Raw genomic sequence first — 25,137 nt, forward strand, 5'->3', positions numbered from 1 at the left:
CGACGCGGTGGTGGACCGGCCCGATCTCGGCCTGTGGGCGGTCGCCGACGGGGCCGGCGGCCATGCCGCCGCGGATGTCGCCGCCGCCGCCGTGGCCGAGCGCCTGGCCGGGCTCCCGCCCGGCCCGGAATCGCCCGGCCGCGGGGCGATCGAGTCGCTGCTGTCCGAGGCGAACGAGGCCCTGCGCGCCCGCGCCCGCCGCCTCGGCCCCGACGCGGTGGTGGCCGCGGTCGTCGTGGTGCTGATGGTGCGCGCGGGGCGCTACGCGGTCGCCTGGGCGGGCGACGCCCGCGCCTACCTGCTGCGCGGGCGCAGCCTCGTCCCGCTCACCCGCGACCACGCCACCCGCGAGGGCCGCAAGGTCGTGACCCGGGCGGTCGGGGCCGAGGATGCCTTCGTCCTCGACTGGGCCGAGGGCGCGGTGCGGGCCGGCGACCGGTTCGTCTTGTGCAGCGACGGCCTCGTCGGGGCGCTCGGCGAGCGCGGCCTCGCCCTGGTCGCCGGCCACGGCACGCCCGCCGAGGCGGTGGCGAGCGCCATCGACGACGCGCTGATCGCGGGCGCCCGCGACAACGTCTCGGTGGTGGTGGTCGACGCCTCCGGCGCGGGGAGCGAGACGCGATGAGCCGGGAGGAGGAGGCGGCGCGCCGCGAGACCCTGCGGGTCCAGGTCAGGCTCGATGCGCTCGCGGCGGCGATCGGGCGCGACGGCGACGGGCGGCCGCGCCCGGAGCCCGAGCGCCGCATCGTCCTCGACGCCGCCCGCTCCGCCCTCGACCGTCTCGCCGATCCGGGCCTGCCGGCCGCCCCGCCCGGCGCGGCGGACGCCACGCTCCTGCCCGAGACGATCGTCGCCAACACCTACGCGGTGCGCGAGCGGATCGGCCGCGGCGGCCTCGCCGAAATCTACCGGGTGCGCCACCGCGACCTGCGCAGCGACCACGCCGCCAAGATCCTGCGGCCCGACCGCGCCGTCGATCCGGTGCTGGCGCGCCTCCATGTCAGCGAGGCCCGCGCCCTGATGGCCCTGTCGCACCCCGCAATCCCCCGGGCCCGCGACCTGCTGCGCCACGGCGACGGCCGCGCGGTGATCGTCATGGACCTCCTGCGCGGCGAGACCCTGGCGGAGGCGTTGCGCGCCCGGGGGGCCCTGCCGCCGCAGGACGTCGCGGCGCTGGCCCGGCGGCTTTCCGGCGCGCTCGCGGCGGTCCACGCCGCCGGCCTCGTCCACGGCGACGTGTCGCCGGAGAACGTGATGCTGTGCGGCGGCGCGCAGGGCGCGACGCTGATCGATTTCGGGGTGGTACGCCGGGCCGGCGAGGCGCTGCCCGACGTCGAGTTCGCCGGCAAGTGGTCGGTCGCCGCCCCCGAACAGCTCGCCGGCCGGCCCGGCGGCCCGCCGGCCGACCTCTACGCCCTCGGCCTGCTCCTCGCCGCGGCGTCCCGCGGCGAGCGGGTCGGAACCGGCCGCGACCGCGAGAGCGCGCAGGCCGCCCGGGCGAGCCTGCCGGATCCGGGAATCGACGGGCGGCTGGGGCGGGTGGTGCGGGCGCTGCTCGCCCGCGATCCGGAGGACCGGCCGGACGCGGAGGCGGTCCGCGACCGCCTCGACGGGGGAGGGGTGTTCGGATGGCTCCGCCGGCCGCCACGCGCCGGCGCGTAGCGGCCCGGCGGGCGTTGCGGTTCCCGTCCCGGGTCTCGTTTCAGGTCCCCTTGCCCGGCGCCTGGCCCGGGCAGTCGCCGACCCGGCGCGACAGGGTCAGGATCTCGGAGGAGTATTCCGGCCGGTCCGTGATCAGCGTACGGGTGGTGGAGGAGACCGAATCTTTTCCGAAGTGGAAGGTCAGGACGATCTTCGATCCCTTGCAGTCCATCGCGAAGGCGAAGCCGTCCGGCATCTCGCGGCTGTCGCTGAGCCGGCATCCTTCCAGGAATTCGGGGTTGGTCTCGTACTGGGCGAGCGTCTCGCGCCGGAACGCCTCGTAGTCGGCCGAGGGAAAGCAGACCCGGCTCGTCACGCCCTGGTCCCGGAACCGGCTGTTGCGGCTCTCGGTCTCGTAGAGGCCGGGGACGAAGACCGGCCTCGGGCTGAGGAGGGGGGCGGCCTGACCGGACGGCGCCTGCGCGGCGGCCGGCCCCGCGAGGGCGCCGAGAACGAGGACGGGGAACGCCGCAGGGAGGCATCGGCCGCCTCGCGCCGGCGCCCTCGGCAGACCTGCGTTGGCAGGCCAACGCTTTGCCCGCTCAGGTTCTTGTTTTGTCGCAGATTTTCGGCGCCGAACCGGTAGCCGCTTCGGCGAAGTCTGCTTAGTCACCGACGGCCCGGATCGTGTCGAGTGCATCGTCCACCTGCTCCTCTTCGCGGTCGCCGAGCCAGATCTCGGGCACGATCGCGGTGATCCGGGTGCGGAACACTTCTGCGCACGCCCCGTACCGACGCGCGAAGTACAGGCCTGCCGCCCAGCGGTTGTAGATGCTCTGGCACGGATAGCGCGCGGCGAGGTCCTCGTAGCCGCGCATCAGCAGATCGACGTCGCAGAGCGTGTCGCGCACGTCGTGGTTGCCGATCGCGTAGCCGCGGCCGTAGATCAGCGCGTAGAGGCCGGCGCCGAACCGGTCCTGGCCGACGCTCGCGGCGTGGCGGGCGAAGCCGTCGAGGTCGCCCATCCCGTCGCCGAACCAGCGCGGCAGCAGGCGCACGCCGTGGGCGACGCAGATCTGCCAGTTCGCGGTGTCGAGCGACCAGGCGCGCATGAAGCGGCCCTGGAAGTCCTCGAAGCCGTCGTTGCCGTGCAGGCCGTAATCGTAGTGCGTCCAGGCCCAGGGCAGGCTGCCGGCACCCGACGCCGCGCAGGCGTCGAGCACGCCCCGGCCGGTCTCGATGCGCGCGTTGAACGCCGCCCACTGCGCCTCCGACACCGTGTCGACGTAGCCGCCGCCGCGATGCGCGAAAGCCGCGGAGAGCAGGGCCGAGGCGTAGGCCGCACCGGCCATCGGCGTGCCGCTGCGCTCCCACCACCGCGCGAAGGGCTCGCAGAGGCGGTCGAGCGCCGGTCCGTCGCCGGCGCCCTCGGCGCGGGCCAGGAGCTCGGTCCAGAGCACGACGTGGAGCTTCAGGGCGTTGCCCATCATCAGGTCGCGCGCCTCGGCCGCCGCGTAGAGCGCGTCGAAGCGGTCGAGTTCGCCCGCTTGCCACAGGCGGTCGAGCGCGGCGAGGCCGTCCTCCGCCTCCGGCATGTCGCGCCGCAGCGGCAGGACGGCGAGACCGTGCCGCTTGAGCGCGGCACGGCGCTGCCGGGCGGCGCGGCCGTCGCGGATCCGGGCCCGCAGCGCGTCCAGTCCCATCATCGGATCTCCCCTCTCACGAGGCCGCCGCGGCGGGCGCGGTCTCCAGCGTCCAGCACGGCCCGTCGCGGGTGTCGGCCGAGGTGACGCCCCGGCTGGTCTCATCCTCCGGAAAGCCGAACGGGATGCGCCGCCAGGGGCTGTCGATCTCGGTGTCGAGGCGCCGCATCAGCGGGTCCCACGGCTCGGCCTCGTACGCGCCGGCCCAGAACGCCCGGCCGACGACGAAGTCGCGGCCGTAATCCTGCCAGCTCCCGAAGCTGGCCGAGACCTCTCGGGCGAGGTCGAACAGGTAGGCCCTCACCTCGTCGAGCGACAGAAAGCCGAGGACGTAGCCGTTGCGGGCGAGCTGCGCGGCGCGGGCCGCGTCGAAGGCGAGGAAGCACGCAGTGCGGCAGCCGAGGAGGTCGCGCTCGACCGCCCACATCCGCCACAGCGCGGCGCGCGCCGAATCGTTGCCCGCTCCGGCGTGCTCGGCGAGCATCGCCTCCCGCTCCTGCCAGGCGCGGCCCGGCAGGGCGCAGTAGCGCCGCACCAGGGCGCGATGGTCGCGGCGATGACCGTCGCGGCCGAGCCAGCCCATCGCCGCCACGAGGTCGGCCCGGTCCTCGACCGACCAGTCCCGCCGCAGCCACCCCTCCGCCCGGTCGCGCTGCGGGCGGAATCGCCGCCCTGCGGTCTCGGGATCGAGCGGCAGGTCGACCGGATATTCGTGGTAGAGGTTGTAGCAGGCGCCGAGCGCGTAGGCCGAGCGCAGGGGCTCGCCCCGGTAGCCGGCGTCGTCGAGGTAGAGGAAGGGCGGCTCGCTCATCGGGACGGCTCGGGGCTGGGGGACGCGGCCCGCTCGCTCTGCCGCTTGTGGGCGGCCAGGAGCGCGGCCGGGTCGTAGACCTGCTCCGCACTGCTCGCCCCGCTGCGGGTGACGATGCGCAGCGTCGTCCGCTCGGAGGTCGTCGGGATCGGCTGGAGCGGTGCCGCCGCGATCGCGTCCCAGTCGAGCACCCGCTCGGGGGCCCCGGGCGCCGCCCGCAGCCGGATCTCGCGCAGGCCCGCCCGGTTGGCGGGCCGCAGGATGTCCGACAGGTCGAGATACAGGGTGCCGTCCCGGACGGTCAGCTTCGGCTGGAAATGGATTTCCGGCGCGGAGGGCTGCGAGGCCGGGTCGTCCTCGGCCTCGGCCTCCCGCACGGCTTCGGCGAGATCGAAGTCGTAGAACTCCGTGACGGCATCGTCGTCGAACACCAGCTGCACCCGCAGCGTCGTCCCGCCGGGCGGCGCGAAGCGGATCGGCTCCCGCTCGATCGCCGCGAGGTCCAGCCTGGCGGGCTTGCGGTCGGGGGGGCCGATGCGCACCGCCTTCAGGACCGCGCGGGCCTCCGGGGACAGGAGCGTCGAGAGGTCGAGCCCGAGGCGTCCGTCGGCCTGTCGCGTGTGCACCGGAAAGTTCATCTCGACCGGCGGCCGGCGCGTCGCCCATTCCCGCACCGGCCAAGGTGAGGACGAGGGCGAGGACACGGCCGCGGGGGCCGGCGGCTCCGACCTGCCCTCCCAGAGTTTGGCGACGTTGCCCAGGATGACGAGGGCGAGCCAGACCATGCCCAGCGACGACCAGTTCCATCGGCTCGGCGGGTTGATCGGCGCCCGGCTCGCGGCCTCGGCGGCCTCGGCCGGTGGCGCGACGGCCGCGGACGGCGCGGCGGCGAGCGGCGCCGCCCCGAGGGCGCCGCGCAGGGCCGCGAGGGTGCGCGCGTCGATCAGTCCGTCGACCTCGGCGAGCGGCCCGATCACGGCGTTCAGCACCTCGACGGCGACCTCGCGCTCGGCATCGTCGAGGCCGCGGTCGAACAGACCGACCCGGTAGGGGCCGAGCAGGCGCAGCAGCACCGTATCCCCCGGCGCGCCCTCGCCCCGGCGGACCGCCTCGGCGCGCCCGCGCAGGGCGTCGGCGATGTCCATTCCCTCGATCCGCTGCCGCAGCAGCGCCAGCCCTTCCGCGTCGCGCGCCTCCTGGCGCGTCGTCGCCTCGCCCCAGGCGAAGCGCTCCGACAACCCCCGCAGCAGCGCGGGGCCGGCCGAGGGGTCGCGGGCCAGACCGTCGAACAGGCCGTCCTCGACGCTCTCGCGCCAGGCGATGTCGAGGCCGCCCGAGAGCGCCGCGTCGACGACCGCCAGGGCGCCCGCCGCATCGCCCCGGCGCCGGCGCGCGTCGAGGCGGTGAAGGAGGTCGTCGCGGGCCGCCGGATCCACGGTCGGGGCGGGACGGGCTTCCGCCCCGGCCCCCGGATCGCCGAGCGTGCCGCGCAGGGATTCGTAGGCCGCGCGCAGGGCCTGGAATCCCTCCGGATCGACGTCGGGCCGCACGGCCTTCAGCCGGCGCGCATAGGCGCTCTTCAGCGCGCGCTCGTCCGCCCCGGGTTCGAGGCCGAGGAGGGCGAGGGCCGCCCCACGCCCGTCCGCCACCCCGGTCTCCTCCGCCGGAGCGGGACCGGACGGCCCGGTCACGGGGCGCCCTCCAGGCTGCGGATCGTCGCGCGCAGGTCGTCCGCGGCCTTGGCGATGACCTCGGCCTCGCCGGAATCCAGCGCCCGCTCGAAGGCCGCGATCGCCCGACCGACCGCCTCGCGCGGGGCGCCGAGCGCCTCGGCGAACAGCCGCTCGCCGCGGGCCAGGAGGGCGCGGTGGGCCTCGGTGTCGCGCGGGGCGATCTTCAGGTCGGCGAGGGCGGCGAGCCGCGCCTCGATCTCGGCCGGGTCGAGGGGGGTGGGCGAGTTCTGGATCACCAGCCGCTCGCTGCGCCCGTCGACGGTGCTGGTGGCCGAGACCTCGAGCACGCCGTTGACGTCGTAGGTGAAGCGCAGCTCCAGCGCCTGCCGGTCGATCGGCCGCGGCTGCAGGGTCAGGGTGAACTCGCCGAGCGGGATGTTGTCCCTGGTCAGCCGGCTCTCGCCCTGGAACACCGCGCAGGTCACCTGGCGCTGGTCGTCCACGCATGGATGCACGGTCTTCGTCCGGCTCACCGGGATCAGGGTGTTGCGCTCGATCACCGGCATGTAGAGGCCCGGGCGCAGCCGGCCGGAGGCGTCGGGCTCGGAGACCTCGACCCCGAGGGTGAAGGGCGCCACGTCGGTGAGCACCGTCTCCTCGAGCGCGGCGTCGCCGGCCTTGAGCCCGGCCTGGACCGCGGCGCCGCGGGCCACCACCTCGTCCGGGTCGAGGCTCGACAGCGGCAGCCGGCCGAACAGCCGGGCGGCGAGCCGGCGCACGATCGGCGCCCGGGTGGCGCCGCCGGCCAGCACCACGTCGGACAGGTCGCCGAGATCGAGCCGGGCATCGCCCATCGCCCGCTCGACCGGGCGGCGGAGCCGCGCGAGCAGCGGCTCGGCGAGCTCGGCGAAGCGTGCCGCGGTGAGGACGGCCCGGTGCTCCCGGTCGCCGGCCTCGATCCGGATCTCGACCTCGGGCTCCCGGTCGAGGGCGCGCTTGGCGAGCTCCGCCTGGCGGCGCAGGCGCGCCCGGACGCCGGGATCGGCCCCGCTGAGCCCGGTCGTCGCCTCGAACCAGGCCACGATCGCGTCGACGAAGTCCTCGCCGCCCAGGAAGGCGTCGCCCGCGGTGGCGCGCACCTCCATGACGCCGTCGAACATCTCCAGCACCGAGACGTCGAAGGTGCCGCCGCCGAGATCGAAGACCAGGATCTTGCCGCCTTCCGCGTGGCGGGCCTGGAGGCCGTAGGCGAGGGCGGCCGCCGTCGGCTCGTTGAGGATGCGCTCGACCTTGAGGTCGGCGAGCTGGCCGGCGGCGCGCACCGCCCGGCGCTGCACGTCGTTGAAGAAGGCCGGCACGGTGATCACCGCCTCGGTGACCTCGCGCCCGAGCGCGGCCTCGGCGTCGGACTTGAGCTGGCGCAGGATGAAGGCCGACAGCTCCTCCGGGCGGAAGCTGCGGCCGCCGAGGCGCACCTCGTGCCAACTGCCCATGAAGCGCTTGAACGCCGCCGCCGCGAGCCCGGGCTGGGCCACCACCCGGTCGAGGGCGGGGCGGCCGACCGCGACGGTCCCGTCCCGGTCGAGGCAGACCGCCGAGGGGGTCAGGACCTCGCCGTAGACGTTCGGGATCAGCCTCGCCTCGCCCTCGGCCCAGACGCCCACGAGGCTGTTGGTGGTTCCCAGATCGATACCGACGATCATGCATCCTTCCTTCTCGATGTCGCGGCGGTCGCGCGGCCTCAGAGCGCGCCCTGCATGGGGTCGAAGACCGACTGATCGGCGTCGCGCTCCGCCGGCAGCTGGCGCAGCCAGGCGTTCCAGCCCAGCGCCGGCGCGTCCGCGCCGAGCCGGGCCTCCGGCACGTCCTCCTTGCGCAGGAGCACCTGCACGTCGAAGTCGAGGCCCGGATCCATGTAGAGCCGCACCAACTCGACGAGCTCGGCCATGCGGGCGCCGCCCGGGGCGAGGTCGGCGAAGGCCGCGGCGTCGACCGGGCCGAGGACGACCCGGAAGGTGCTGGTCGCGTCGAGGACGCCGGCGCCCGCCACCGCGTCGACCCCGAGGCGGCCATAGGCCGGGGCGGGCCCGGCGAGCCTCGTCTGCTCCTCGGGCGCGATCGGCAGGCGGCGGACCCGGAACGGCTCCACCCGTACCGGCAGGCCGAGCCGGTCGGCGAGCAGCACCTCAAGCCCGGCGGCGGAGCGCACCGCGCGGCCGAGGAGCCCGGCATAGGGTAGGAGCTCGGAATCGGGAGTGGCGAGGCGGCCGCGGTGGGCCGGCAGCATCAGGCCGGCGAGCCCGCGCAGGGCCTCGGTGATCCGGTCGCCGCCGTCGATTCCGTGCCGGGCGATCCGGGCCGGTAGCCGGTACTTGTCGTCGGCGTCGAGGAAGGCGGCGGTCGCCCGCGCGAGGAACAGGTCGAGGAAGGCCGAGAGCCCCGGGCTGCGGGCGCGCCGCTCGCGCAGGACCACCTCGGTATAGACCGGCGGCAGCGGTCCGAGCGGCCCGACGAGGCCGACGAAGGCCGTCTCCGGCAGGCCGCGCCGGTCGAGCCCGAATGTGCCGGGGGCGGCGAGCGGCGTGGCGACGTGGCGGTTCGTCACCGCCCCGACCGCGAGCGCGGGCTCGGGAACGGCGTCCCGGTCGCCGGCCCGGCCCTCGCCGTCGCGCCCGCCGGCCGGCGTCCGGAACGCCTCGATCAGGCGCAGGGCCTCGAACGGGTCGAACCGGTCGATCTCGGCGTCGAGGCGCGCGCCGAGGGTCCGCGTCTCGCCGGCGCCGCTCACGCCAGCGCCTTCGCGCCCGAGCGCGGTGCCCAGGTCTTGATCGGCACCGCCGCCCCGCGCTCGCGCAGGGTCAGACGGGTGAAGCTGTTGAGGTTGACGTAGAGGCCGAAGAACCGGTCGAGGACCTGGCCGAGCAGGAAGGCGGCGCCGGGCTCGGCGAAGCGGCGGTCGATCTCGACCTCGATGTCGAGGCCGCGGGCGAGGCCGCCCTCCGCCACGCGGGCGGTGGTGCGCCGGTGGGTGACCGAGACGATCGCGTCGATCAGGCTGCGGGTCTCGGGCGCGTCGCGGTAATCGTAGAGCCGCAGGATCTCGCGCAGGGCCTCGGGTCCGCCCTCGGTGTTCGACAGCGACAGGTGGTTGAGGGTGAGGTGGGAGACGAGCCGCCACACCAGGCCGTCGCCCGGCTCGAGCCGCAGCGTCGGGGTGAAGGGCGTGAGCGCCCGCAGCCGGCCGACCTCGCCCGGGCCGCGCAACACCTTCAGCACCGGCTGGTCGCCGCCGTAGGGCAGGCGGGCCGGCAGGTCGCGGTTGAGGCAGGTGGTGTCGATGGAGAGCACCGCGTCGGTCGGCGAGGCCGGCGAGGCCTCCGCGTCGACGAGGGCGAGGCGCGCATCCGTGCCCTCGCCGCCCTCGGGCAGGTGGCGCCGGCGCAGCTGCCAGAACAGCGCGCCGGCCTCGTCCGCTCCGGCCTCGTGCGACCCGGTCAGCGTGCGACCGAAGAGCGGCACGGCGTCCCGGCTCTGGCCGGCCCGGTCGGTCAGGGTGACCCGCTCGACCGCGTAGACCTCCCGGGTGGCGTGCCGGCGCGAATCCGGCACGACCGGGTATTCCCGCGCCGCGTGGGTCAGGGTGATCGGCTCGGCGGGCTGGGAGAACAGGTTGACGAGCGGCGTGCAGGCGAGCGCGAAGGTGCCGGGCGCGCAGGCCCGCTCCAGGTCGGCGGCGTGGCGCGACAGGTAGACGAAGATCTCGATCCGGTTGCCGGCCTGCCGCAGGGTGCGGGCGGAGATCCGCGTCAGGTCGACGAACAGGAACTTCTGCGGGTAGGCGAAGAGCTCGGTGAGAAGGCGGTAGGCCGGATGCGCCCGGGGCGCGGGCGGCAGCACCGCCTCCTCGGCCTCGAAGCCCACGGCCCGGATCGCGTCGCGGCCGAGGAACGTGGCGGAGCGGTCCTCGGGATGGTCGGCGATGGCGACCTCCACGCATTCGGTGAGGAGGAGCCGGTAGAGCGCCACCGCCTGGCGCCAGGGCGCGCGCAGGTAGAACCGCAGGGAATCGAAGCCGAGATCGGTGAAGGTGACCCCCGGGTCGAGGGTCTCGAGGACGAGGCGCAAACTCGCGGGCGCCTCGACATGCGGGCAGGGCGGCGCGACGAGCGGCCGCCCGGTGAGCGCGGCGGCGGTGACCCGCACCGGCCACAGCGAGACCTCCTGGGTGGTGCGGAACCGGCAGATGTCGCCCTCGACCGGGTCGGTCTCGACATTCGTGCCCCGCGGCAGGACGATCGCCTGCTTGAGGTCGGGCGGGAAGTCGATCTGCGCGACCGCGAGCGCGGGGATCGGCGCGAGGTAGTGCGGATAGAGGAATTCGAGCAGCGATTCGGCGATCTCGGGAAAGTCGTCGTCGAGCTTGAGCCGCAGCCGCGCCGCGATGAAGGCGACGCTCTCGATCAGCCGCGCGACGTGGGGATCGTCGACCGCGTCCGGCGACAGCCGCAACCGGCCGGCGATCTTCGGGTGCGCCCGGGCGAATTGCCCGCCGAGCCCGCGCAGGGCCTCGAGCTCGGAATTGTAGAAGCCGTACAGGCGGTCGTTCACGGGCGGCGGCTCCGGCCTCGGGGTCGGCGTCGCGGCGCGGACCGCTACAACCTCACCTAAGGGAAAGGATAGGGCGGCCCGGCGAACCCGGCCACGGGCGCAACAGCAGAAATTCGCCCGGACCGGACAACCCGTGGCGGCAACCTTCCCCGGGCCGGTGGTGCCGGAGGGAAAACGGGGGCTGCCACCGGTCCCGACCCGAGGGACCGGGGGGCGCGGACCGAGCGCCGTCCCGTGGCCGGTCCATGCCCCGCGCCGCTCGGCCTCGTCCCGCCCGATGCCAATCGCCACGACCGGCCACGACCGGCCACGGACGCCGGACGCCAACCCGCCGTTGCGCCGCACCCGCCGCTTGCCCGTCCGCTCCGAGCGCTGCGCCGGCCCTGACGAGGCGTTCACGGTTCTGGGGACCGGCCGCGCGCTTTCCGCCAGATCGGGCGATTCCATCGGGCGCCCAAGATCCGGGATGTCGACGTTTTCGCCGGGCACTGGAAGATGAGATGCTATCGTTCGCCGATAGACCTCGATGTTCGTATGCTTCCCATCGGCGCGTCGGTATCCGGGCCCGTCGACTCGGTCAGCACGAGCGGGCCGAGTTGCCCCGGGAATCTCACAGGCTCGGTCGCGATGGATGGTCGGCACCGCCGGTCGCACATGTCGTCGGTGTCGCGCCGTTCTCCGCATCCGTAAGCATTCAGCATGTCGGGCCTGCGGTCGCGGTCGCGTGCCGCCTCGTCAAGCGCGAGCCTGTGGGTGTTCTGCGGCTCGCCGAACTGCGCGAGGATCACGAAAAGTGTAGAATTATCGGATATATGATTTATTAATATTTGCGAATATTGCAATGGGCGTGTCTCATGTCTTGCGCCGCACGAGTCTTATGTAATGATCGTGATTCGCAGGCAGATGCAATAAGCCGATCTTATTTGTGTCAATCATTATTCCGTCTCCAAGAAAAATAACAACACTCATGTCGAATCGGTCCGTAAATTTGTGATTTTCAACATCTATTAAAACCACCCCTTCCATTCCGCCTCCAAGATCTACAATATATCCGATCTTAATGTTCTTGCCGTCCGGATATTTCACGTCTCAACCCTGTTTCGTAAAAAAATCCATGTTATCGAGCCTATAGGCGGTGTAAGTCCGTTCCGAGCATCGACTGCAAGTTTGGGATGTGGCTTCCGGAAGCGGTCATATCCTTGACGCAGGTCAGCCGACCATACGTGTTCTTGTGGTTCATCAACCACTCGTCGTCGTGGCGTACCATGGGGGCGCCCTTCCGCCCGCACGCTCGACGACTATGTCTTCGGCTCGCATTCCGCCCCCTGCGTCCCGGACGTCACGCCCCCGCCCACGCCTGGTTCGCCGCCGTAGCACTGCCGGATCAGCGAGCCCCGCACGTGCGAGCGCTCGTCGGTCTGGCGCACGCTGTCGGCGATGCTCGCTCCCTCCACCCTGGTGGTGCGTGTCGATCGTGTAGGGCACGATCGCGGTCGGCGAGCGGCACCAGTCCATCGCCTCCGCGACGACGATCCCCTCGCGAACCGTGCGCGAGCCCTCCCGCGGCAGGCTCATGCGCCCGCCTCCTCGCTCAGCCCGTGCTCGTCCGACACCGCTAGGCCCGCCGAGTAGCTAAAGGGGCGGCGAGATTATGCAGAAACTACTGTCGCCCAATATATCTTACATTACGCATGCGACCCATCGGGGAATCTGTATTCGGAGTCGTCAACTCGGTTAGAATGAGCGGGCCGAGTTGCGCGAGGAATGTCATGTGCTCGACTGCCTTAAAACGATGCAGATGAGCGACGCCCCACTCGCCGCCGATCTGAAGTGCTGGTGCATAGCCGAACACCTCATCATACCCCGGCTTTCCGAGACGCGCACAAGCATCGTTGTACAAACGTGGTGTTCTTGATCTGAGCGCATCATAAATGTGCAATCCGCTCAGGAATGCATCCGGATATTGTGTCCTCGCATTCGGATTTTTTGCTTTTATACCCCCTGAGATCTCGGATTTCTCCATAAATGCTAGCATTGATCCGGTTTTTTTATTCCATATTCGCAATGTATTGAATGCAGTATAGCCAATAACTGACATGTCTAGAGGATCAAAATCGGGATCATCTTTGAAAATATATGCAATCAATGGATCGAACATTTCCGGATTGCACAAGCGAAAATATCTATCTTTATACATGCCCCAACCATACAGCTTCCAGAAATCCGCCAACTCCCTCGGCACGCGGGTTGACAGCCTTGCCAATGTCTCTGGCAATATCGATTGCGATTGCTCGGGGAGGCCGAATTCTTGTATGATCCGCTCAAATGCATCTATTTCTCGCATGGCGAAAACGCCTCTCAATATTTAAGCAATTTGTCCATTGTCTAGCACAGATTCGCATATATCGATTGTGACGGACATACGACAGCCCTTACTGCACATTTCGTCGGCGTAGCGTTTCAATTTTCCTTTACAACTATCGGCGCGCCATGACGGGCCGATTGATTGATTTATCTTGCTGTCGCCCATGTCAGCGAAATCTTTTTCGTATCCCCCAGCAACCATATCAATACGATGCAGTGCATCTTTCCCATTCATCGAAAATCCGTGATGTCGCAATAAATAATTTGGCGTGAAATATTCGTCATTCTCGTAATCGGCCCTTTCTCTTTGACGCCTTTTCTCTTGCGGTGTAAAATTGTCGTACCTTTCGATGTCATTTTTGTTCTTGCAAGAAGATTTAGCGTTGATCCCATCTTGTTGAATTTTAAGCTGTCGTCGATATTCTATCTCGTCATATTTTCCTGGATCAAAGCATATGAGTTCGGATCGGCATCCGGAAATTCGAAGGCCGGGATCAAGTCGTGGTGGGCTCGGCTGTGGTTCAGGGCCAGGTTCCGGTCCTGGCCGCGGTGCCAGTCTCGGGGGGTTACGCGTGGCACAGGCTGCGGACCAACGCGGGGGCCGAGTCCCGGAAGACGTGGCATGACGCGTGGACAGATTGGGGATTGGAATGCTAACTGAGATGTAATCGATTTTTCTCCGGATGCCTCGTTCTGGCGCACGTCTCCATTTCGGGATGATGCCCGCTCCATCCGCGGCGTGATCGGCTTGGTATCCGGCGTCTCGTAGCTCGTCGCATCCTTGACGCAGGTCAGCCGACCATACGTGTTCCTGTGGTTCATCCACCACTCGTCGTCGTGGCGTACCATGGGGCGCCCTTCCGCCCGCACGCTCGACGACCACGTCTTCGGCTCGCATTCCGCCCCCCGCGTCCCGGACGTCACGCCCCCGCCCACGCCTGGTTCGTCGCCGTAGCACTGCCGGATCAGCGAGCCCCGCACGTGCGAGCGCTCGTCGGTCTGGCGCACGCTGTCGGCGGTGCCGGCCCCTTCCACCTGGTGGTGCGTGTCGATCGTGTAGGGCACGATCGCGGTGGGCGAGCGGCACCAGTCCATCGCCTCCGCGACGACGATCCCCTCGCGAACCGTGCGCGAGCCTCCCGCGGCAGGCTCATGCGTCCACCTCGGCGCGCGTCCGGGCCCGCACCGCTGAGGCCGGGCCGGCGCTCTCACCCGTCATGCCGGCTCTCCACCGAGAAGCTGCGGATCGCCGGGTCGAGGGCGGTCTCGAAGGTGACGGGTTCGGGGGCCTGGTCGAGGGTCAGGTGCACCGTCGCCTCGATGCGGATGCGCAGGAGGCGCTCCAGCGGGTCGCGGCCCTTGAGCACCGTCACCGTCACGGCGCGGAAGCGCGGCTCGAAGGCCTGGATCGTCGTCTCGAGGGCCCGGGCGAGGTCGGCGCGCTGCTCGGGCGTGGCGAGAGGCGCGCCGACGAAATCCTCGACGCCGTAATGCGGCAGCGCCGCGCGCACCATGTCGAGGCCGTCCGGCGGGCTCGTCGGCAGGCGGCGGGTGTTGAGCAGGGCCTCCAAGTCGCGGCGAAAGCCCTCGCGCACCCGGCGCAGCTCGTCCGCGCGGGAGCGCGGCGGGTCGACGACCCGCTGCGGCTCGTCGTCGATCAGGCGGTCGAGGAGGGAGGGCTGGAGGCGCATCGGCTCACGCCTCGACGGCGATGCGCTCGACCGTCAGGAGGTCGCGCGCCTCCTCGCCGACGAGCCAGACCCGCTGGCCGCGCCCGCGCACCACCCCGCCGGGCGCCGCGATCCAGGCGGTCTCGCGGGCGAGCCGCTCGGCCTCGCTCGCCTCCGGGTCGTGGTACTGGGCGAGCACCAGGAAGGTCGCCTCGCGCCCGTCGCGAAGGCGCGCCTCGGCGCGGCGCCACAGCAGGTCGCGCGGGCGCTTCGGGGCGGCGAAGGTCAGGCTCTCGATCCGCTCCGGCGCGAGCCAGAGGTAGCGCCCGGCGAGCGTCAGCGCCTCGAACCCGGCCTGGGACAGGTCGCAGGCGTCGCGCACCTCCTGCACCTCGCCGCCGTCGATCCGGGCGCGGACCGGCGGCATCGCCTCGAGGGCGGCGCGGGCGTCTCCCGCCGCCTCGGCGTCGCCGGACCGCACCGCGAGAGCGAGGCGCATCGCCTCCGCCTGGCGCGGGGTCGGCCCGTCGACGAAGTCCGGCACCGCCCCGGTCTCGTACCACGCAATGCGGGCGACCGCCCCGCGCAGCAGGTGGCGCAGGATCGCGATCGCCGGCGCCTCGGCCGGCGCCTGCTCGGCGGCGATCTGGAGCTGCGCTTCGGCCCGGTCGAGGGCGCCCTGCAGGATCAGCAGTTCGGCCAGCGTCACCCGGGCGGCGGCGTCGCCCGGGCGCGCCTTCACGGCCCGCCCGGCGGCGGCCACCGCCTCGTCGAGGCGGCCCTCCGCCAAAAGATCGGTCGGGGCGGGGGTATCGAGAACCGTCATGCTGCTCTCCTGATGCGGCCGGCGCTCGCGCCGGCGTCCCGGATGCGGGCGAGTGCCGCGGGGAACCGAGCCTTAGGCGGCGCCCTGGGCGGTGGTGACCTCGGCGACGAGCTGGAAGCTCGCGGCCACGTCGTCGAGCTGGAAATGCGGCTGGAGGCGCAGCGTGCAGCCGAGGACGCCGGGGCGCCCGGGGATCTCGCGGACCTCGACGCCGGCGTCGCGCAGGGGGTAGCGGGCCTTCAGCTCGGCCTCGGCGCTGTCGCTGCCGAGGCGGTAGCGGGCGAGCCAGTCGACGATCAGCCGCTCGACCGCCGGCGCGCCGCCGAGGCGGCCGACCTGATCGCGCATCATCACCTTCAGCGTGTGGGCGAAGCGCGAGGCGCACAACACGTATTGCAGCATCGCGGCGAGCCGGGCGTTCTCCTCCGCGGCGAGCCCCACGGCCCGGGCCGGCCGGTGCAGCGACGGGTTGGCGTTGAAGACCAGCGCCGCCGTGAACGGCACGTGCCCGACCGGGATGATGCCGTGATCGGCGAGCTGGCGCTCCTGCGCCGCGGTGAGGCGAATCTCGACCGGGGGTTGCGCCGCCAGCCCCGGCCGGTCGGTCGAGAAGCTCAGGGTCGGCAGGTCGGCGACGAGGCCGCCGCCCTCCTGGTCCTGGGGTACGCCGCGCAGGTCGGCGAACCAGCCCGAGGCCTCGAAGGCCCGCAGCACCACCCGGGCGAAGGCGTAGACCGGGCTGCCCCAGAGCAGTGCCGCCCCGTCCGCCCGCACCTCCTCCTCGAACGGGAACCCGTCGATCCGGGGGCGGTGATGCGCCCGATGCGGCGTGCGCATCAGCACCCGGGGGGCGAGGAGGCCGACGAAGCGGCAATCCTCGGTCGCCCGCAGGCTCTTCCAGCGCACGAAGTCCGGCCCGTCGAAGACCGCTGCCAGGTTCGGCAGACCGTCGAGGTCGGCGAAGCCGTCGAGGGCGAGAGCGGTGGGCTTGAGCCCGGCCAGGAATGGCGCGAAGGCCGCCGCCGCCACCCCGGCGATGCCCTGGAGGGTGGCGACGTCGTCGGTGCGCTCGGCCGGGTCGACCCGGTGGCCGACCGCGTAGTCGCCGAGCAGGAGCCCGAACGGCTCGCCCCCCGGCATGCCGAATTCCCGGGCGTAGACCAGGTCGAACAGGTGGCTCTGGTCGAAGTCGACCGCGCGCTCGAAGTCGCGGGCGAGCTCGCGCCAGGACACCGCCAGCACCTTGACGGCGACCGGCCCACCCCCGCGACCGCCGCCATGGGCCGCGCCGACGAGGTAGGACAGGCCCCGCCAGCGCGCCTCCAGGGCCTGGAAGCCCGGGTGGTGCAGGATCGCGTTGACCGCCCGGTTGAGGCTCCGGTCGATGAGGGCGATCAACCGATCGGCGCGCCGGCGCGCGGCGTCGCCGCCGGCCCGGTCCGCCGCACTCCCCGCCGGGGCCATCGGGGGTCAGCCCTGGCGCGGGATGCGGGCCACCATGCGCAGCGAAGTGGTCAGTTCCTCCATCTGCAGCCAGGGCCGCATCCAGGCCACCGCGTTGTAGGAGCCCGGCCGGCCCGGGATCTCCCGCACCTCGACCCGGGCCTCGCGCAGGGGATAGCGCGCCTTCATCTCGGCCCCGGCCTCGTCGTTGGCGTTGACGTAGTTACCGATCCAGCGGTTCAGCCACTTCTCGCAATCTTCGGCCTCCATGAAGGAGCCGATCTTGTCGCGGCCGATCACCTTCAGGTAATGCGCGAAGCGGGCGGTCGCCATGATGTAGGGCAGCCGTGCGGAGATCGCGGCGTTCGAGGTCGCCTCGGGCCGGTCGTACTTCTCGGGCTTGTGGGTGGTCTGGGCGCCGAAGAACACCGCGTAGTCGGTGTTCTTGTAGTGGCAGAGCGGCAGGAAGCCGAGCTTGCCGAGCTCCGAATCGCGCCGGTCGGTGATGCCGACCTCGGTCGGGCATTTCAGGTCGAGGTCGCCGTCGTCGCTCTGGAAGACGTGCATCGGCAGGGCCTCGACCTTGCCGCCGTTCTCGGCGCCGCGGATCGCCGTGGCCCAGCTGGTCTTGGCGAAGGCGTCGGTCAGGCGGGCGCCCAGCACGTAGGCGGCGTTCGACCAGCAATAATGCGCGTGGTCCATGGCGAGGCGCTCGCCGGGCGCGCCCGGCGCCTCCTGGAAGTCGAACTCGTCGACCATTCGGGTCTCGCGCCCGTAGGGCAGGCGGGCGAGCACCCGCGGCATCGTCAGGGTGACGAAGCGCGAATCCGGCGAGTCGCGGAAGGAGCGCCACTTGGCATACTCGACCGTGTCGAAGATCTTCTCGAGGTCGCGCGGCCGGGCGAGATCGCGGAAATCCTCGAAGCCGAAGAGCTGCGGGCTCGCCGCGGCGATGAGCGGCGCGAACGCGGCGCTCGCCACCCCCGACAGGCCCTGCAGCATCTCGACGTCCTCGAAATGGTTCGAGAACTCGTAGTCGCCGATCAGCGCGCCGTAGGGCTCGCCGCCCGGCGTGCCGAACTCGCTCTCGTAGATCGACTTGAAGATCTGGCTCTGGTCGAACTCGGCTGCCTTGAGCAGGTCCTTGCCCAGTTCGCGCTTCGAGACGTTGAGCACGCGGATCTTCAGGTTGACCGAAGTCTCGCTGTTATGGACGAGGTACTTGAGGCCGCGCCACGAGCCTTCGAGCTTCAGGAACTCGGGCCGGTGCATGATCGCGGCGAGCTGGCGCGAGATCCGGGCGTCGATCTCGGCGATCGCCCGGTTGATCGTCACCGTGAGGTTGCGCTCGAAGCTGACGGTGCCCTCCAGGGCGCTCTGCGTCAGGGTCCGCAGCAGCGCCTCGGTGCGGTCGGGATCGGTCTGCTTCGTCGCCGCAATGGCGGAATCGAGCAGCCCGGCGCCGGGGACGGTGGCGGTAGAGGGGTGCGCCGTCTCCTGGCGTGCGGTGTCCTTGATGGTCGACATGGCTCAGGCGGCTCCGTCGGAGGTCGGGGCGGGCTTGGTGGGCGTCGCCGGCTTGCCGGGGGGCGAGCTGCCGGACGGGGAGGGGCCGGGCGGGGGCGATCCGGCCTCGCCCGGCCCCTCCAGCTCGTCGACGAGGCGACGGAGCTGGCCGTTGTCCTGGAGGATGCGCTCGAGCAGGATCTCGAGGTCCTCGGAGCGGTCGGCCTTGGTCATCAGGTCGCGCAGGGAATCGCGGGTCTCGAGGAGCTTGGCGAGGGCCGGCACCTGCCGGACGATCGCCGCCGGCTCGAAGTCGTCGAGGCGGTCGAAATGCAGGCGCACCTGCATCTGCGTGCCGTCGTCGGCCAAGGTGTTGTCGACGACGAGGTTCAGGCCGGGCGCCATCCGGGCCATCACCTCGTCGAAGTTGTCCCGGTCGATCTGGATGAACTTGCGCTCGCGGAACGGCTTGAGCGGGCGGCTCGGGTCGCCGGTGAAGTCGCCCAGCACGCCGACCACGAAGGGCAGCTCCTTCTCGATCAGGGCGCCCTCGGTCTCGACCTCGTACTTGATGTGGACCCGGGGCTTGCGCACCCGCTCGAGCTTCTCGTGAATGCTGGCCATCGACGCACCTCAGCAGGGATGAAAGGGGTTGAAGGACCGGTCACCGGCGCCGATCGAGGCTCGCGCGGGAACGGTTCGGGCGGTCGCCGCCGGGTCGGTCACGGCGCGCGCGCCTCGCCGCCGGCCTCGATCCCGGCCTGACGCAGGAAGCGCTCCCGCCCCTCGGCCTCCGGGATCAGCTCGCCGAGGAGGTCCAGGAGGGTCATCCGGCCGCGCCGCACCACGGTCTCGAGAGCGTAGGAGATCGGCGAGTGCGGCTCGGTCTGCCGGAAATAGGCGGCGATGGTCAGGAGCTCGTCGAAGGCCTCGTCGCGGCTCGCGATGGCGCGGGGGCCGGAGGGCCGGGCGCCGGGCGCGGCCGGCGGGGACGGGCGCGCCTCGGATGCGGGATCCTCCGGCGGGGCCGGCTGCCTCGCCGGCTCCGCCCAGGCGGTGCCGAGCAGGCCGCGATAGATGTCCAGCACCTCCTCCAGCACCGCCCGGATGTTGGCGAGCGGCGGTGCGTCGGTGCCGCAGAAGGCATCGAGCGTCGCGCTCATGCGCAGGAAGGCCGCGTGGGCCGTCCGCGCCGTCTCGGCATGGGCCCGCAGGACATCCGAAGCCGTCGCCGCCCGGGCCTCCATGAAGTCCTGGCCGGACTGGCCCGTGCCGCGCCCACCGCTCTGCGCGTGCCAGAGGGCGTGGGTGCCGTAGGGGTAGCCCGGCACCAGCGGGATCATCCGGATCGGCTGGATCAGCACGCCCTCGCCGCCGACCCCGTTGAGGCCCGCCAGCGGCGTCAGCCGTCCCTCGGCGTCGTCCTCGTCGACCGAGTGGAGGTCGGGCCAGTAGCGGTCGATCAGCCCGTCGACCAGGGCGAAGCCGAGGGCGAGCCCGGAGAAGCCCTCGATCCGCGCCAGGGCCTCGATCAGCCAGGCGGCGACCTCCAGGTCCTTGCTGCGCGTGAGCAGCGCCCCGGCGAGGTCGCGCACGGCGGCCCAGGCGGTCGGCACCGCCGTCGGCTCGCCGGCCGCCTCGGCGGCGCGCTCGGCGGCGCGGGCCTGCGACCTGGCGTCCTTCAGCTGGAGATACGCCGAGCTGCCCGAGATGTCCGCACGGATATCGGGACCGACGGGATCGTCATCCCGGACGCGCGTCAGCATGTCGTCGAGATCGAGCGGCATAGGAGGAGCGTCCAAACCAATTCGCAGGGGAAGCTAGTGCGCGTCTCCTGGGCGGTGAAGACGTGCTGCCAAATTTTTTGCCGTAAGCGCTAGGATGCGAAAAATCCTGAGCCGTTCGAAAGTGCATAAGAACTAACTAATCCAAATTTGCGGAGTCGCCCGCGGTATCCTGGTGCCTAGACGTACGATTTTCTCACGATGGGGTTTTCACCGTCGAGGGTATGCCTATAACATCAGCGTCACCCGCACCGTATCGATGACGCCTCGTCCGAGGGGCCTGTCTCATGGAGGGATATCGCGCATGCCGACCTTCGACCTGCACGTGGTCGTGGGCCGCCTCGAGCCGGGCCTGCGCCGGTCGCTCGAGCGGGCCGTGGGCCTCGCGGTCGCCCGCGAGCACGGCACCGTCGAGGTCGAGCACTGGCTGCTCGCCCTGATCGAGGAGGCGGAACCGTTCGGTGCCCTGCTGCGATCGGCCGGCGGTCCGCCCGAGAGCGTCCGGGCCGAGCTGAGCGCGGCCCTCGACCGGATGCGGCGGGGTGCGGCCGCGGCGCCCTCCCTGTCGCGCGGCACCCTCGGCTGGATCGAGGAGGCGTGGCTCACCGCCTCGCTCCGCTTCGGCCGCGACGCCGTCGCCCCGGTCGATCTCGCCCTCGCTCTGACCTCGTCGACGGCCCTGCGGGCGGCCCTGCGCGAGGCCGCGCCGTCGCTACGCCTCGACGCTGCCGCGCTCGATGCCCGGGCGGCGGAGGTCCCCGCGCCGGCGCCGCCCGCCCCGGGCGAGGCCGCCGGGCCGGGCGGCGCCCCCGATCCGGAGGTCGAGCGCTACACCCGCGACCTGACCGCCGAGGCGCGGGCCGGGCGGATCGACCCCGTGGTCGGCCGCGAGGCCGAGCTGCGCCAGGTGATCGACGTGCTGCTGCGCCGGCGCCAGAACAACCCGATCCTCACCGGCGAGGCCGGGGTCGGCAAGACCGCGGTGGTCGAGGCCCTGGCCCTGCGCATCGCCGAGGGCAGCGTGCCCGAGCCCCTGCGCACCGCCACCCTGCGCGCCCTCGATCTCGGCCTGCTCCAGGCCGGGGCCGGGGTGAAAGGCGAGTTCGAGCGCCGGCTGACCGCGGTGATCGCCGCCTGCCGCACCGCCTCGGTGCCGGTGATCCTGTTCATCGACGAGGCCCATACGCTCATCGGCGCCGGCAACCAGGCGGGGGGCAGCGACGCGGCCAACCTCCTCAAGCCGGCGCTGGCCCGGGGCGAGCTGCGGGCGATCGCCGCCACCACCTGGTCCGAGTACAAGCGCCACATCGAGCGCGACCCGGCGCTGACCCGCCGCTTCCAGGTCGTGACGGTGGCCGAGCCCGACGAGGCGACGGGGGCCCGGATGCTGCGCGGGCTGGTGCCGGCGCTCGAGGCCCATCACGGCGTCGTCATCCGCGACGAGGCGGTGGTCGAGGCGGTGCGCCTCTCGGCCCGCTACCTGCCGGCCCGGCAACTGCCCGACAAGGCGGTGAGCGTCCTCGACACCGCCGCGGCCGCGGTCGCCATCGGCCGCCAGTCCGAGCCGGCGGCCCTGGAGGATCTGCGGGCGGAGGCGGCCGGCCTCGCGGCCGAGCGCGCGGCGCGCGCCCGCGAGGCGGAGGCCGATCCGGACGACCTTGCCGACCTCGACGCGCGGCTCGCCGCGACGGAGGAGCGCCTGTCGGCCCTGCGCGACCGGCTCGGTCACGAGCGAGGCCTGATCGCCGAGATCGACGCCCTCGCGCGGCCGCAGGAACAGGAGCGGGCCGAGGCCCGCGACCGCCTGGCAGCCCTGCGGGGCGAACTCGTGCGGCTGCAGGGCGAGGCGGCGCTGGTCCACCCGGACGTCGACCGCGGGGCGGTGGCCGCCGTGATCGCCCGCTGGACCGGCATCCCGGTCGGGCGCCTGGTGCGCGATGCCGCCCGGGCCGCGCAGGCGCTTGAGGACCGCCTGCGCGCCCGGGTCACCGGGCAGGACGCCGCGCTCGCCACGATCGCGGCGGCGATCCGCACCGCGGGTGCCGGCCTCGCCGACCCGCGCAAGCCCCCGGGCGTGTTCCTGATGGTCGGCACCTCGGGCGTCGGCAAGACCGAGACCGCGCTGGCGCTGGCCGAGGCGCTGCACGGCGGCGAGGCGAGCCTGACGACCGTCAACATGTCGGAGTTCAAGGAGGAGCACAAAGTCTCCTCCCTCGTCGGCGCCCCCCCGGGCTATGTCGGCTACGGCGAGGGCGGCGTGCTGACCGAGGCGGTGCGGCGGCGGCCCTACGGCATCCTGCTCCTCGACGAGGTCGAGAAGGCGCATCCGAGCGTCCAGGACGTGTTCTACCAGGTCTTCGACAAGGGCTCCTTGCGCGACGGCGAGGGCCGCGACGTCGATTTCCGCAACACCACGATCCTGCTCACCGCCAATGCCGGCTCCGACACCCTGGCGGCGCTGGCCGCCGACCCGGAGACGATGCCGGAGGGCGAGGCCCTGGTCGAGGCGATCCGCCCGTAGCTGCTGCGCCACTTCAAGCCGGCCTTCCTTGGCCGGATGACGATCGTGCCCTACCGGCCGCTCTCGCCCGACATCCTCGCGCGCATCGCCCGGCTGCAGCTCGAGCGGGTGCGCGAGCGCGTCGCCGCGGCCCACGGGGCGGACCTCGCCTGGGACCCGGCGGTCGAGGACGCCCTCGTCGCCCGGTGTCTCGCCGCCGACATCGGCGCGCGGGCGATCGAGGGGGCGCTCACCCGCGAGGTGCTGCCCGCCCTCTCGGACCTGGTCCTGGCCCGCGCCCTCGACGGGGCCGCGGTGCCGCCCATCGCACTCACCGTCACGCGGGAGGGCGGCTTCGCGGCCGCGCCCGCCACCGGAGCAACCGCCGGGGCCGCGTCGCCCCCGGTCGCACCCCCGCCGGATGTCGCCTGAGGCGCGTCCGGCGATCTCGCACGGGCCGGAGGCTGCCCGCATCCACCACACGAGACGACAGGGATCACACGACCATGCCGATTTACCTGCAGATCGACGGAATCCAGGGTGATGCCACCCACGAGACGCACCGGCGCTGGATGGACATCGAGTCCCTGCACTGGAACGTCACCCGCAACATGAACACCTTCGCGGGCTCGGCGGCCAACCGCGAGGCCTCCGAGCCGACGGTGAGCGAGGTCACGCTGACCAAGGTCAGCGACTCCTCGACCACCAAGCTCTTCCAGGAGGCCTGCTCGGGCCGCAACGGCAAGACGGCGGTGATCCACCTCGTCACCACCGGCAACCCGGGCGACACCTACATCGAGTTCACCCTGCACAACACGCTGATCGCCGGCTACACCATCGGCACCACCGGCGACCGGCCGCTCGAGACGGTGACGCTCAACTTCACGAAGATGGACGTGAAGTACACGCCGTCCGACAACCAGAACGCGTCGCAGTCGCCGATGATCGCGTCCTACGACCTGGCCACGGCCCGGTCGTCCTGACCGCGGATCCCCTCTCAGTACCGGCAGGCGGGAGGCGCCGCGCGCGCCTCCCGCCCCCATCGCGGCCGCGCCGACCGGCGGGCCCGCCCGCTTGTCCGGAGGAATCATGAAGCCCGTCCGCTACGTGCTCAAGGCCGGCGACACGCTGTGGAGCGTCGCCGAGGCGCATTACGGCGACCCGGTGCGCTGGCCCGACCTCTACGCCTACAACAACCGGCCCGACATCGTCGCGCTGACCGAGCGGCCGATCTCCGATCCGGGGCGGCTCAGCCCCGGGCAGGCGATCTACCTGCCGCCGGCGGAGGGGCGCGCCACCCAGCGCCGCGCGCCGGCGAGCGCGGCGACCAAGGGCGGCGCCCCGGCCTCGGGACTCGGCGGCGGCGGCCTCATCGGCGGCATCCGCGGCGCCCAGGCGGGGGCCACGCTGACGACCGGCGGCCTCGCGCCGAACCCGGCCGCCGAGACCTTCGTCAACGACTTCGCCCACGCCTTCGACCTCGACGGCGTCCAGGTGGCGCTGCGGGGCGAATCCGGTACCGCGACGCTCACGCTCTCGGGCCTCGTCCTGCTGCAGAAGACCGGCCGGGTGCCGCTCCTGCGCTACAGCAACCGCAGCGCCGAGGGCCAGGCGCGCAGCCTGTCGGCGATGCTGCTCGGCCGGCTTCTGGCCGCGCCGCAGACCCGGCTCGGCTGGAATCCGGGACGCGCACGCCTGCGCCTGCAGACCCCGCTCGCGCTCAATGCCGGCGCACCGCCGCCGGAGGCCGCGCTCGCCCGGGGGACGACCGGCCGGGGCGCGCCGGCCTGGACCGCGCGGCTGGCGCTGCCCGACCTCGCCGGCCGCATCGCCGGCCACGCCTACCTGACGCAAGGCGTGGTGGCGCAGGTCGCCCTCGCGGGGGCGCAAGGAGCGGCGGCCGACGGGCAGGGTGGCTGGCTGTGGCTCGACGGGGTGTCCGATCCGTCCGTCGCGATCCTCGGGGCGACCCTGTCCGAAACGGCGGTGACGGCCGGCAACGGGCTCGCCGACGCGGCGACGACCCTGGCGGCGCAAGGCGGCCGCGACATCGACCCGGTCGCGGCGACCGCCTCGTCGTGGACGCCGGTCCAGATCGGCGGCTGAGCGGACGGGTCGGGGCAGGAGGGCCGCCGGTGAGCGGCCGAGGGAGCGATCAGGGGAGCGGCTCGCGATGATGTACACCCAGGCCGGGCGCCTGATGGCGATCGACACCGTCCTCGGCGAGGACGTCCTCCTGCTCGAGCGCCTCGAGGTCGAGGAGGGCATCAACCGCCTCTTCACCATCCAGGCCCGCGTCCGCGCGCAACGCGACGAGGTCCGCCCCGACGAGATCGTCGGCACCGCCGCCGATCTCGCCCTCACGCTGGCCGACGGCTCGCAGCGGGTCTGGAACGGCCTCGTCACCGAGCTGCACGAGGGGCCGATCGTCACCCGAGGCGCGCGCCAATACGCGCTCACCCTGCGCCCGCGCCTGTGGCTGATGAGCCAGCGCAGCGACTGCCGCATCTTCCTGACCCAGTCGACGCTCGAGGTGGTCGAGACGCTCTGCGCCGAGCACGGCATCCGCGACTACACCCTCGCCGGCGTCACCCGCCCGCCGCAGAAG

At 72.2% G+C, this 25,137-nt stretch carries 22 protein-coding genes and 1 pseudogene; 7 read left to right on the forward strand and 16 right to left on the reverse strand.

The window, feature by feature from the left end; genetic code table 11:
• Positions 1-625 (forward strand): PP2C family protein-serine/threonine phosphatase (locus HPY23_RS17385; protein ID WP_200649653.1); only part of this gene is annotated, 625 nt, incomplete at its 5' end.
• Positions 622-1,662, forward strand: a complete 1,041-nt coding sequence (locus HPY23_RS17390) for a serine/threonine-protein kinase (protein ID WP_091890324.1) — start codon at positions 622-624, stop codon at positions 1,660-1,662. The genes HPY23_RS17385 and HPY23_RS17390, both read left to right, overlap by 4 nt.
• Before the next feature lie 40 nt (positions 1,663-1,702).
• On the opposite strand, the gene HPY23_RS17395 is transcribed toward HPY23_RS17390, so the two are convergent.
• The 16 genes and pseudogenes from HPY23_RS17395 to tssA form a co-directional block, all read right to left on the reverse strand.
• Positions 1,703-2,017: a hypothetical protein gene (locus tag HPY23_RS17395; protein ID WP_200646651.1), complete on the reverse strand. Its 315-nt coding sequence runs from the start codon at positions 2,015-2,017 to the stop codon at positions 1,703-1,705.
• A 289-nt stretch (positions 2,018-2,306) separates the two neighbouring features.
• Positions 2,307-3,347 carry a hypothetical protein gene (locus tag HPY23_RS17400; protein WP_091890318.1) on the reverse strand — a complete coding sequence of 347 codons (1,041 nt, stop codon included), beginning with the start codon at positions 3,345-3,347 and terminating at the stop codon, positions 2,307-2,309.
• Between the two features lie 13 nt (positions 3,348-3,360).
• Entirely contained in the window at positions 3,361-4,155 is a 795-nt protein-coding gene (locus tag HPY23_RS17405; protein WP_175540068.1) for a DUF1266 domain-containing protein, read from the reverse strand.
• Positions 4,152-5,846 carry a J domain-containing protein gene (locus tag HPY23_RS17410; RefSeq protein ID WP_175540067.1) on the reverse strand — a complete coding sequence of 565 codons (1,695 nt, stop codon included), beginning with the start codon at positions 5,844-5,846 and terminating at the stop codon, positions 4,152-4,154. Before HPY23_RS17410 ends, HPY23_RS17405 begins: the two co-directional genes overlap by 4 nt.
• On the reverse strand, positions 5,843-7,531 hold the full coding sequence (locus HPY23_RS17415; protein ID WP_091890315.1) for an Hsp70 family protein: 1,689 nt from the start codon (positions 7,529-7,531) through the stop codon (positions 5,843-5,845). The genes HPY23_RS17410 and HPY23_RS17415 overlap by 4 nt, the downstream gene beginning before the upstream one ends.
• 38 nt (positions 7,532-7,569) lie before the next feature.
• A complete protein-coding gene (tssG, locus tag HPY23_RS17420) occupies positions 7,570-8,616 on the reverse strand; it encodes a type VI secretion system baseplate subunit TssG (protein WP_175540066.1) in 1,047 nt (348 codons plus the stop codon).
• On the reverse strand, positions 8,613-10,436 hold the full coding sequence (gene tssF / locus HPY23_RS17425; protein WP_060848370.1) for a type VI secretion system baseplate subunit TssF: 1,824 nt from the start codon (positions 10,434-10,436) through the stop codon (positions 8,613-8,615). The genes tssG and tssF overlap by 4 nt, the downstream gene beginning before the upstream one ends.
• A gap of 1,660 nt (positions 10,437-12,096) precedes the next feature.
• Positions 12,097-12,780, reverse strand: coding sequence for a GAD-like domain-containing protein (locus HPY23_RS17430; RefSeq protein WP_091890306.1), 684 nt, complete (start codon positions 12,778-12,780; stop codon positions 12,097-12,099).
• Positions 12,781-12,801: 21 nt separating this feature from the next.
• Positions 12,802-13,281, reverse strand: coding sequence for a polymorphic toxin type 15 domain-containing protein (locus HPY23_RS34105; RefSeq protein WP_420891339.1), 480 nt, complete (start codon positions 13,279-13,281; stop codon positions 12,802-12,804).
• A complete protein-coding gene (locus HPY23_RS33170) occupies positions 13,224-13,895 on the reverse strand; it encodes a PAAR-like domain-containing protein (RefSeq protein WP_091890303.1) in 672 nt (223 codons plus the stop codon). Before HPY23_RS33170 ends, HPY23_RS34105 begins: the two co-directional genes overlap by 58 nt.
• Before the next feature lie 113 nt (positions 13,896-14,008).
• Positions 14,009-14,491, reverse strand: coding sequence for a type VI secretion system baseplate subunit TssE (gene tssE / locus HPY23_RS17440; RefSeq protein ID WP_091890301.1), 483 nt, complete (start codon positions 14,489-14,491; stop codon positions 14,009-14,011).
• 4 nt (positions 14,492-14,495) lie between these two features.
• A complete protein-coding gene (locus HPY23_RS17445; RefSeq protein ID WP_091890298.1) occupies positions 14,496-15,296 on the reverse strand; it encodes a type VI secretion system accessory protein TagJ in 801 nt (266 codons plus the stop codon).
• A 72-nt stretch (positions 15,297-15,368) separates the two neighbouring features.
• Positions 15,369-16,760: a type VI secretion system contractile sheath large subunit gene (gene tssC / locus HPY23_RS17450; RefSeq protein WP_091890294.1), complete on the reverse strand. Its 1,392-nt coding sequence runs from the start codon at positions 16,758-16,760 to the stop codon at positions 15,369-15,371.
• 6 nt (positions 16,761-16,766) lie between these two features.
• Complete coding sequence (gene tssC / locus HPY23_RS17455) at positions 16,767-18,266, reverse strand: type VI secretion system contractile sheath large subunit (RefSeq protein ID WP_091890290.1); 1,500 nt, start codon at positions 18,264-18,266, stop codon at positions 16,767-16,769.
• A gap of 117 nt (positions 18,267-18,383) precedes the next feature.
• A pseudogene (tssB, locus tag HPY23_RS17460) lies at positions 18,384-18,869 on the reverse strand (type VI secretion system contractile sheath small subunit); the annotation flags it as partial.
• Between the two features lie 98 nt (positions 18,870-18,967).
• Entirely contained in the window at positions 18,968-20,032 is a 1,065-nt protein-coding gene (tssA, locus tag HPY23_RS17465) for a type VI secretion system protein TssA (protein WP_060848375.1), read from the reverse strand.
• A gap of 301 nt (positions 20,033-20,333) precedes the next feature.
• Between tssA and tssH the strand changes: the two genes are divergently transcribed.
• From tssH to HPY23_RS33175, 5 genes are all read left to right on the forward strand, one after another.
• On the forward strand, positions 20,334-22,550 hold the full coding sequence (gene tssH, locus HPY23_RS17470) for a type VI secretion system ATPase TssH (RefSeq protein WP_200649654.1): 2,217 nt from the start codon (positions 20,334-20,336) through the stop codon (positions 22,548-22,550).
• 45 nt (positions 22,551-22,595) lie between these two features.
• Positions 22,596-22,961 (forward strand): hypothetical protein, encoded by a 366-nt coding sequence (locus HPY23_RS17475; RefSeq protein WP_200649655.1) that lies wholly within the window; start codon positions 22,596-22,598, stop codon positions 22,959-22,961.
• Positions 22,962-23,035: 74 nt separating this feature from the next.
• The gene (locus HPY23_RS17480) at positions 23,036-23,512 is read left to right on the forward strand and encodes an Hcp family type VI secretion system effector (RefSeq protein ID WP_060848377.1); all 477 of its coding nucleotides are present in this window, start codon (positions 23,036-23,038) and stop codon (positions 23,510-23,512) included.
• 106 nt (positions 23,513-23,618) lie between these two features.
• Positions 23,619-24,635 carry a LysM peptidoglycan-binding domain-containing protein gene (locus tag HPY23_RS17485; protein WP_091890287.1) on the forward strand — a complete coding sequence of 339 codons (1,017 nt, stop codon included), beginning with the start codon at positions 23,619-23,621 and terminating at the stop codon, positions 24,633-24,635.
• 67 nt (positions 24,636-24,702) lie between these two features.
• Positions 24,703-25,137, forward strand: a 435-nt coding sequence (locus HPY23_RS33175; RefSeq protein ID WP_268927390.1) for a contractile injection system protein, VgrG/Pvc8 family, incomplete at its 3' end; no start/stop codon positions are given.

The organism is Methylobacterium ajmalii, from assembly GCF_016613415.1.
Lineage (GTDB): Bacteria > Pseudomonadota > Alphaproteobacteria > Rhizobiales > Beijerinckiaceae > Methylobacterium > Methylobacterium ajmalii.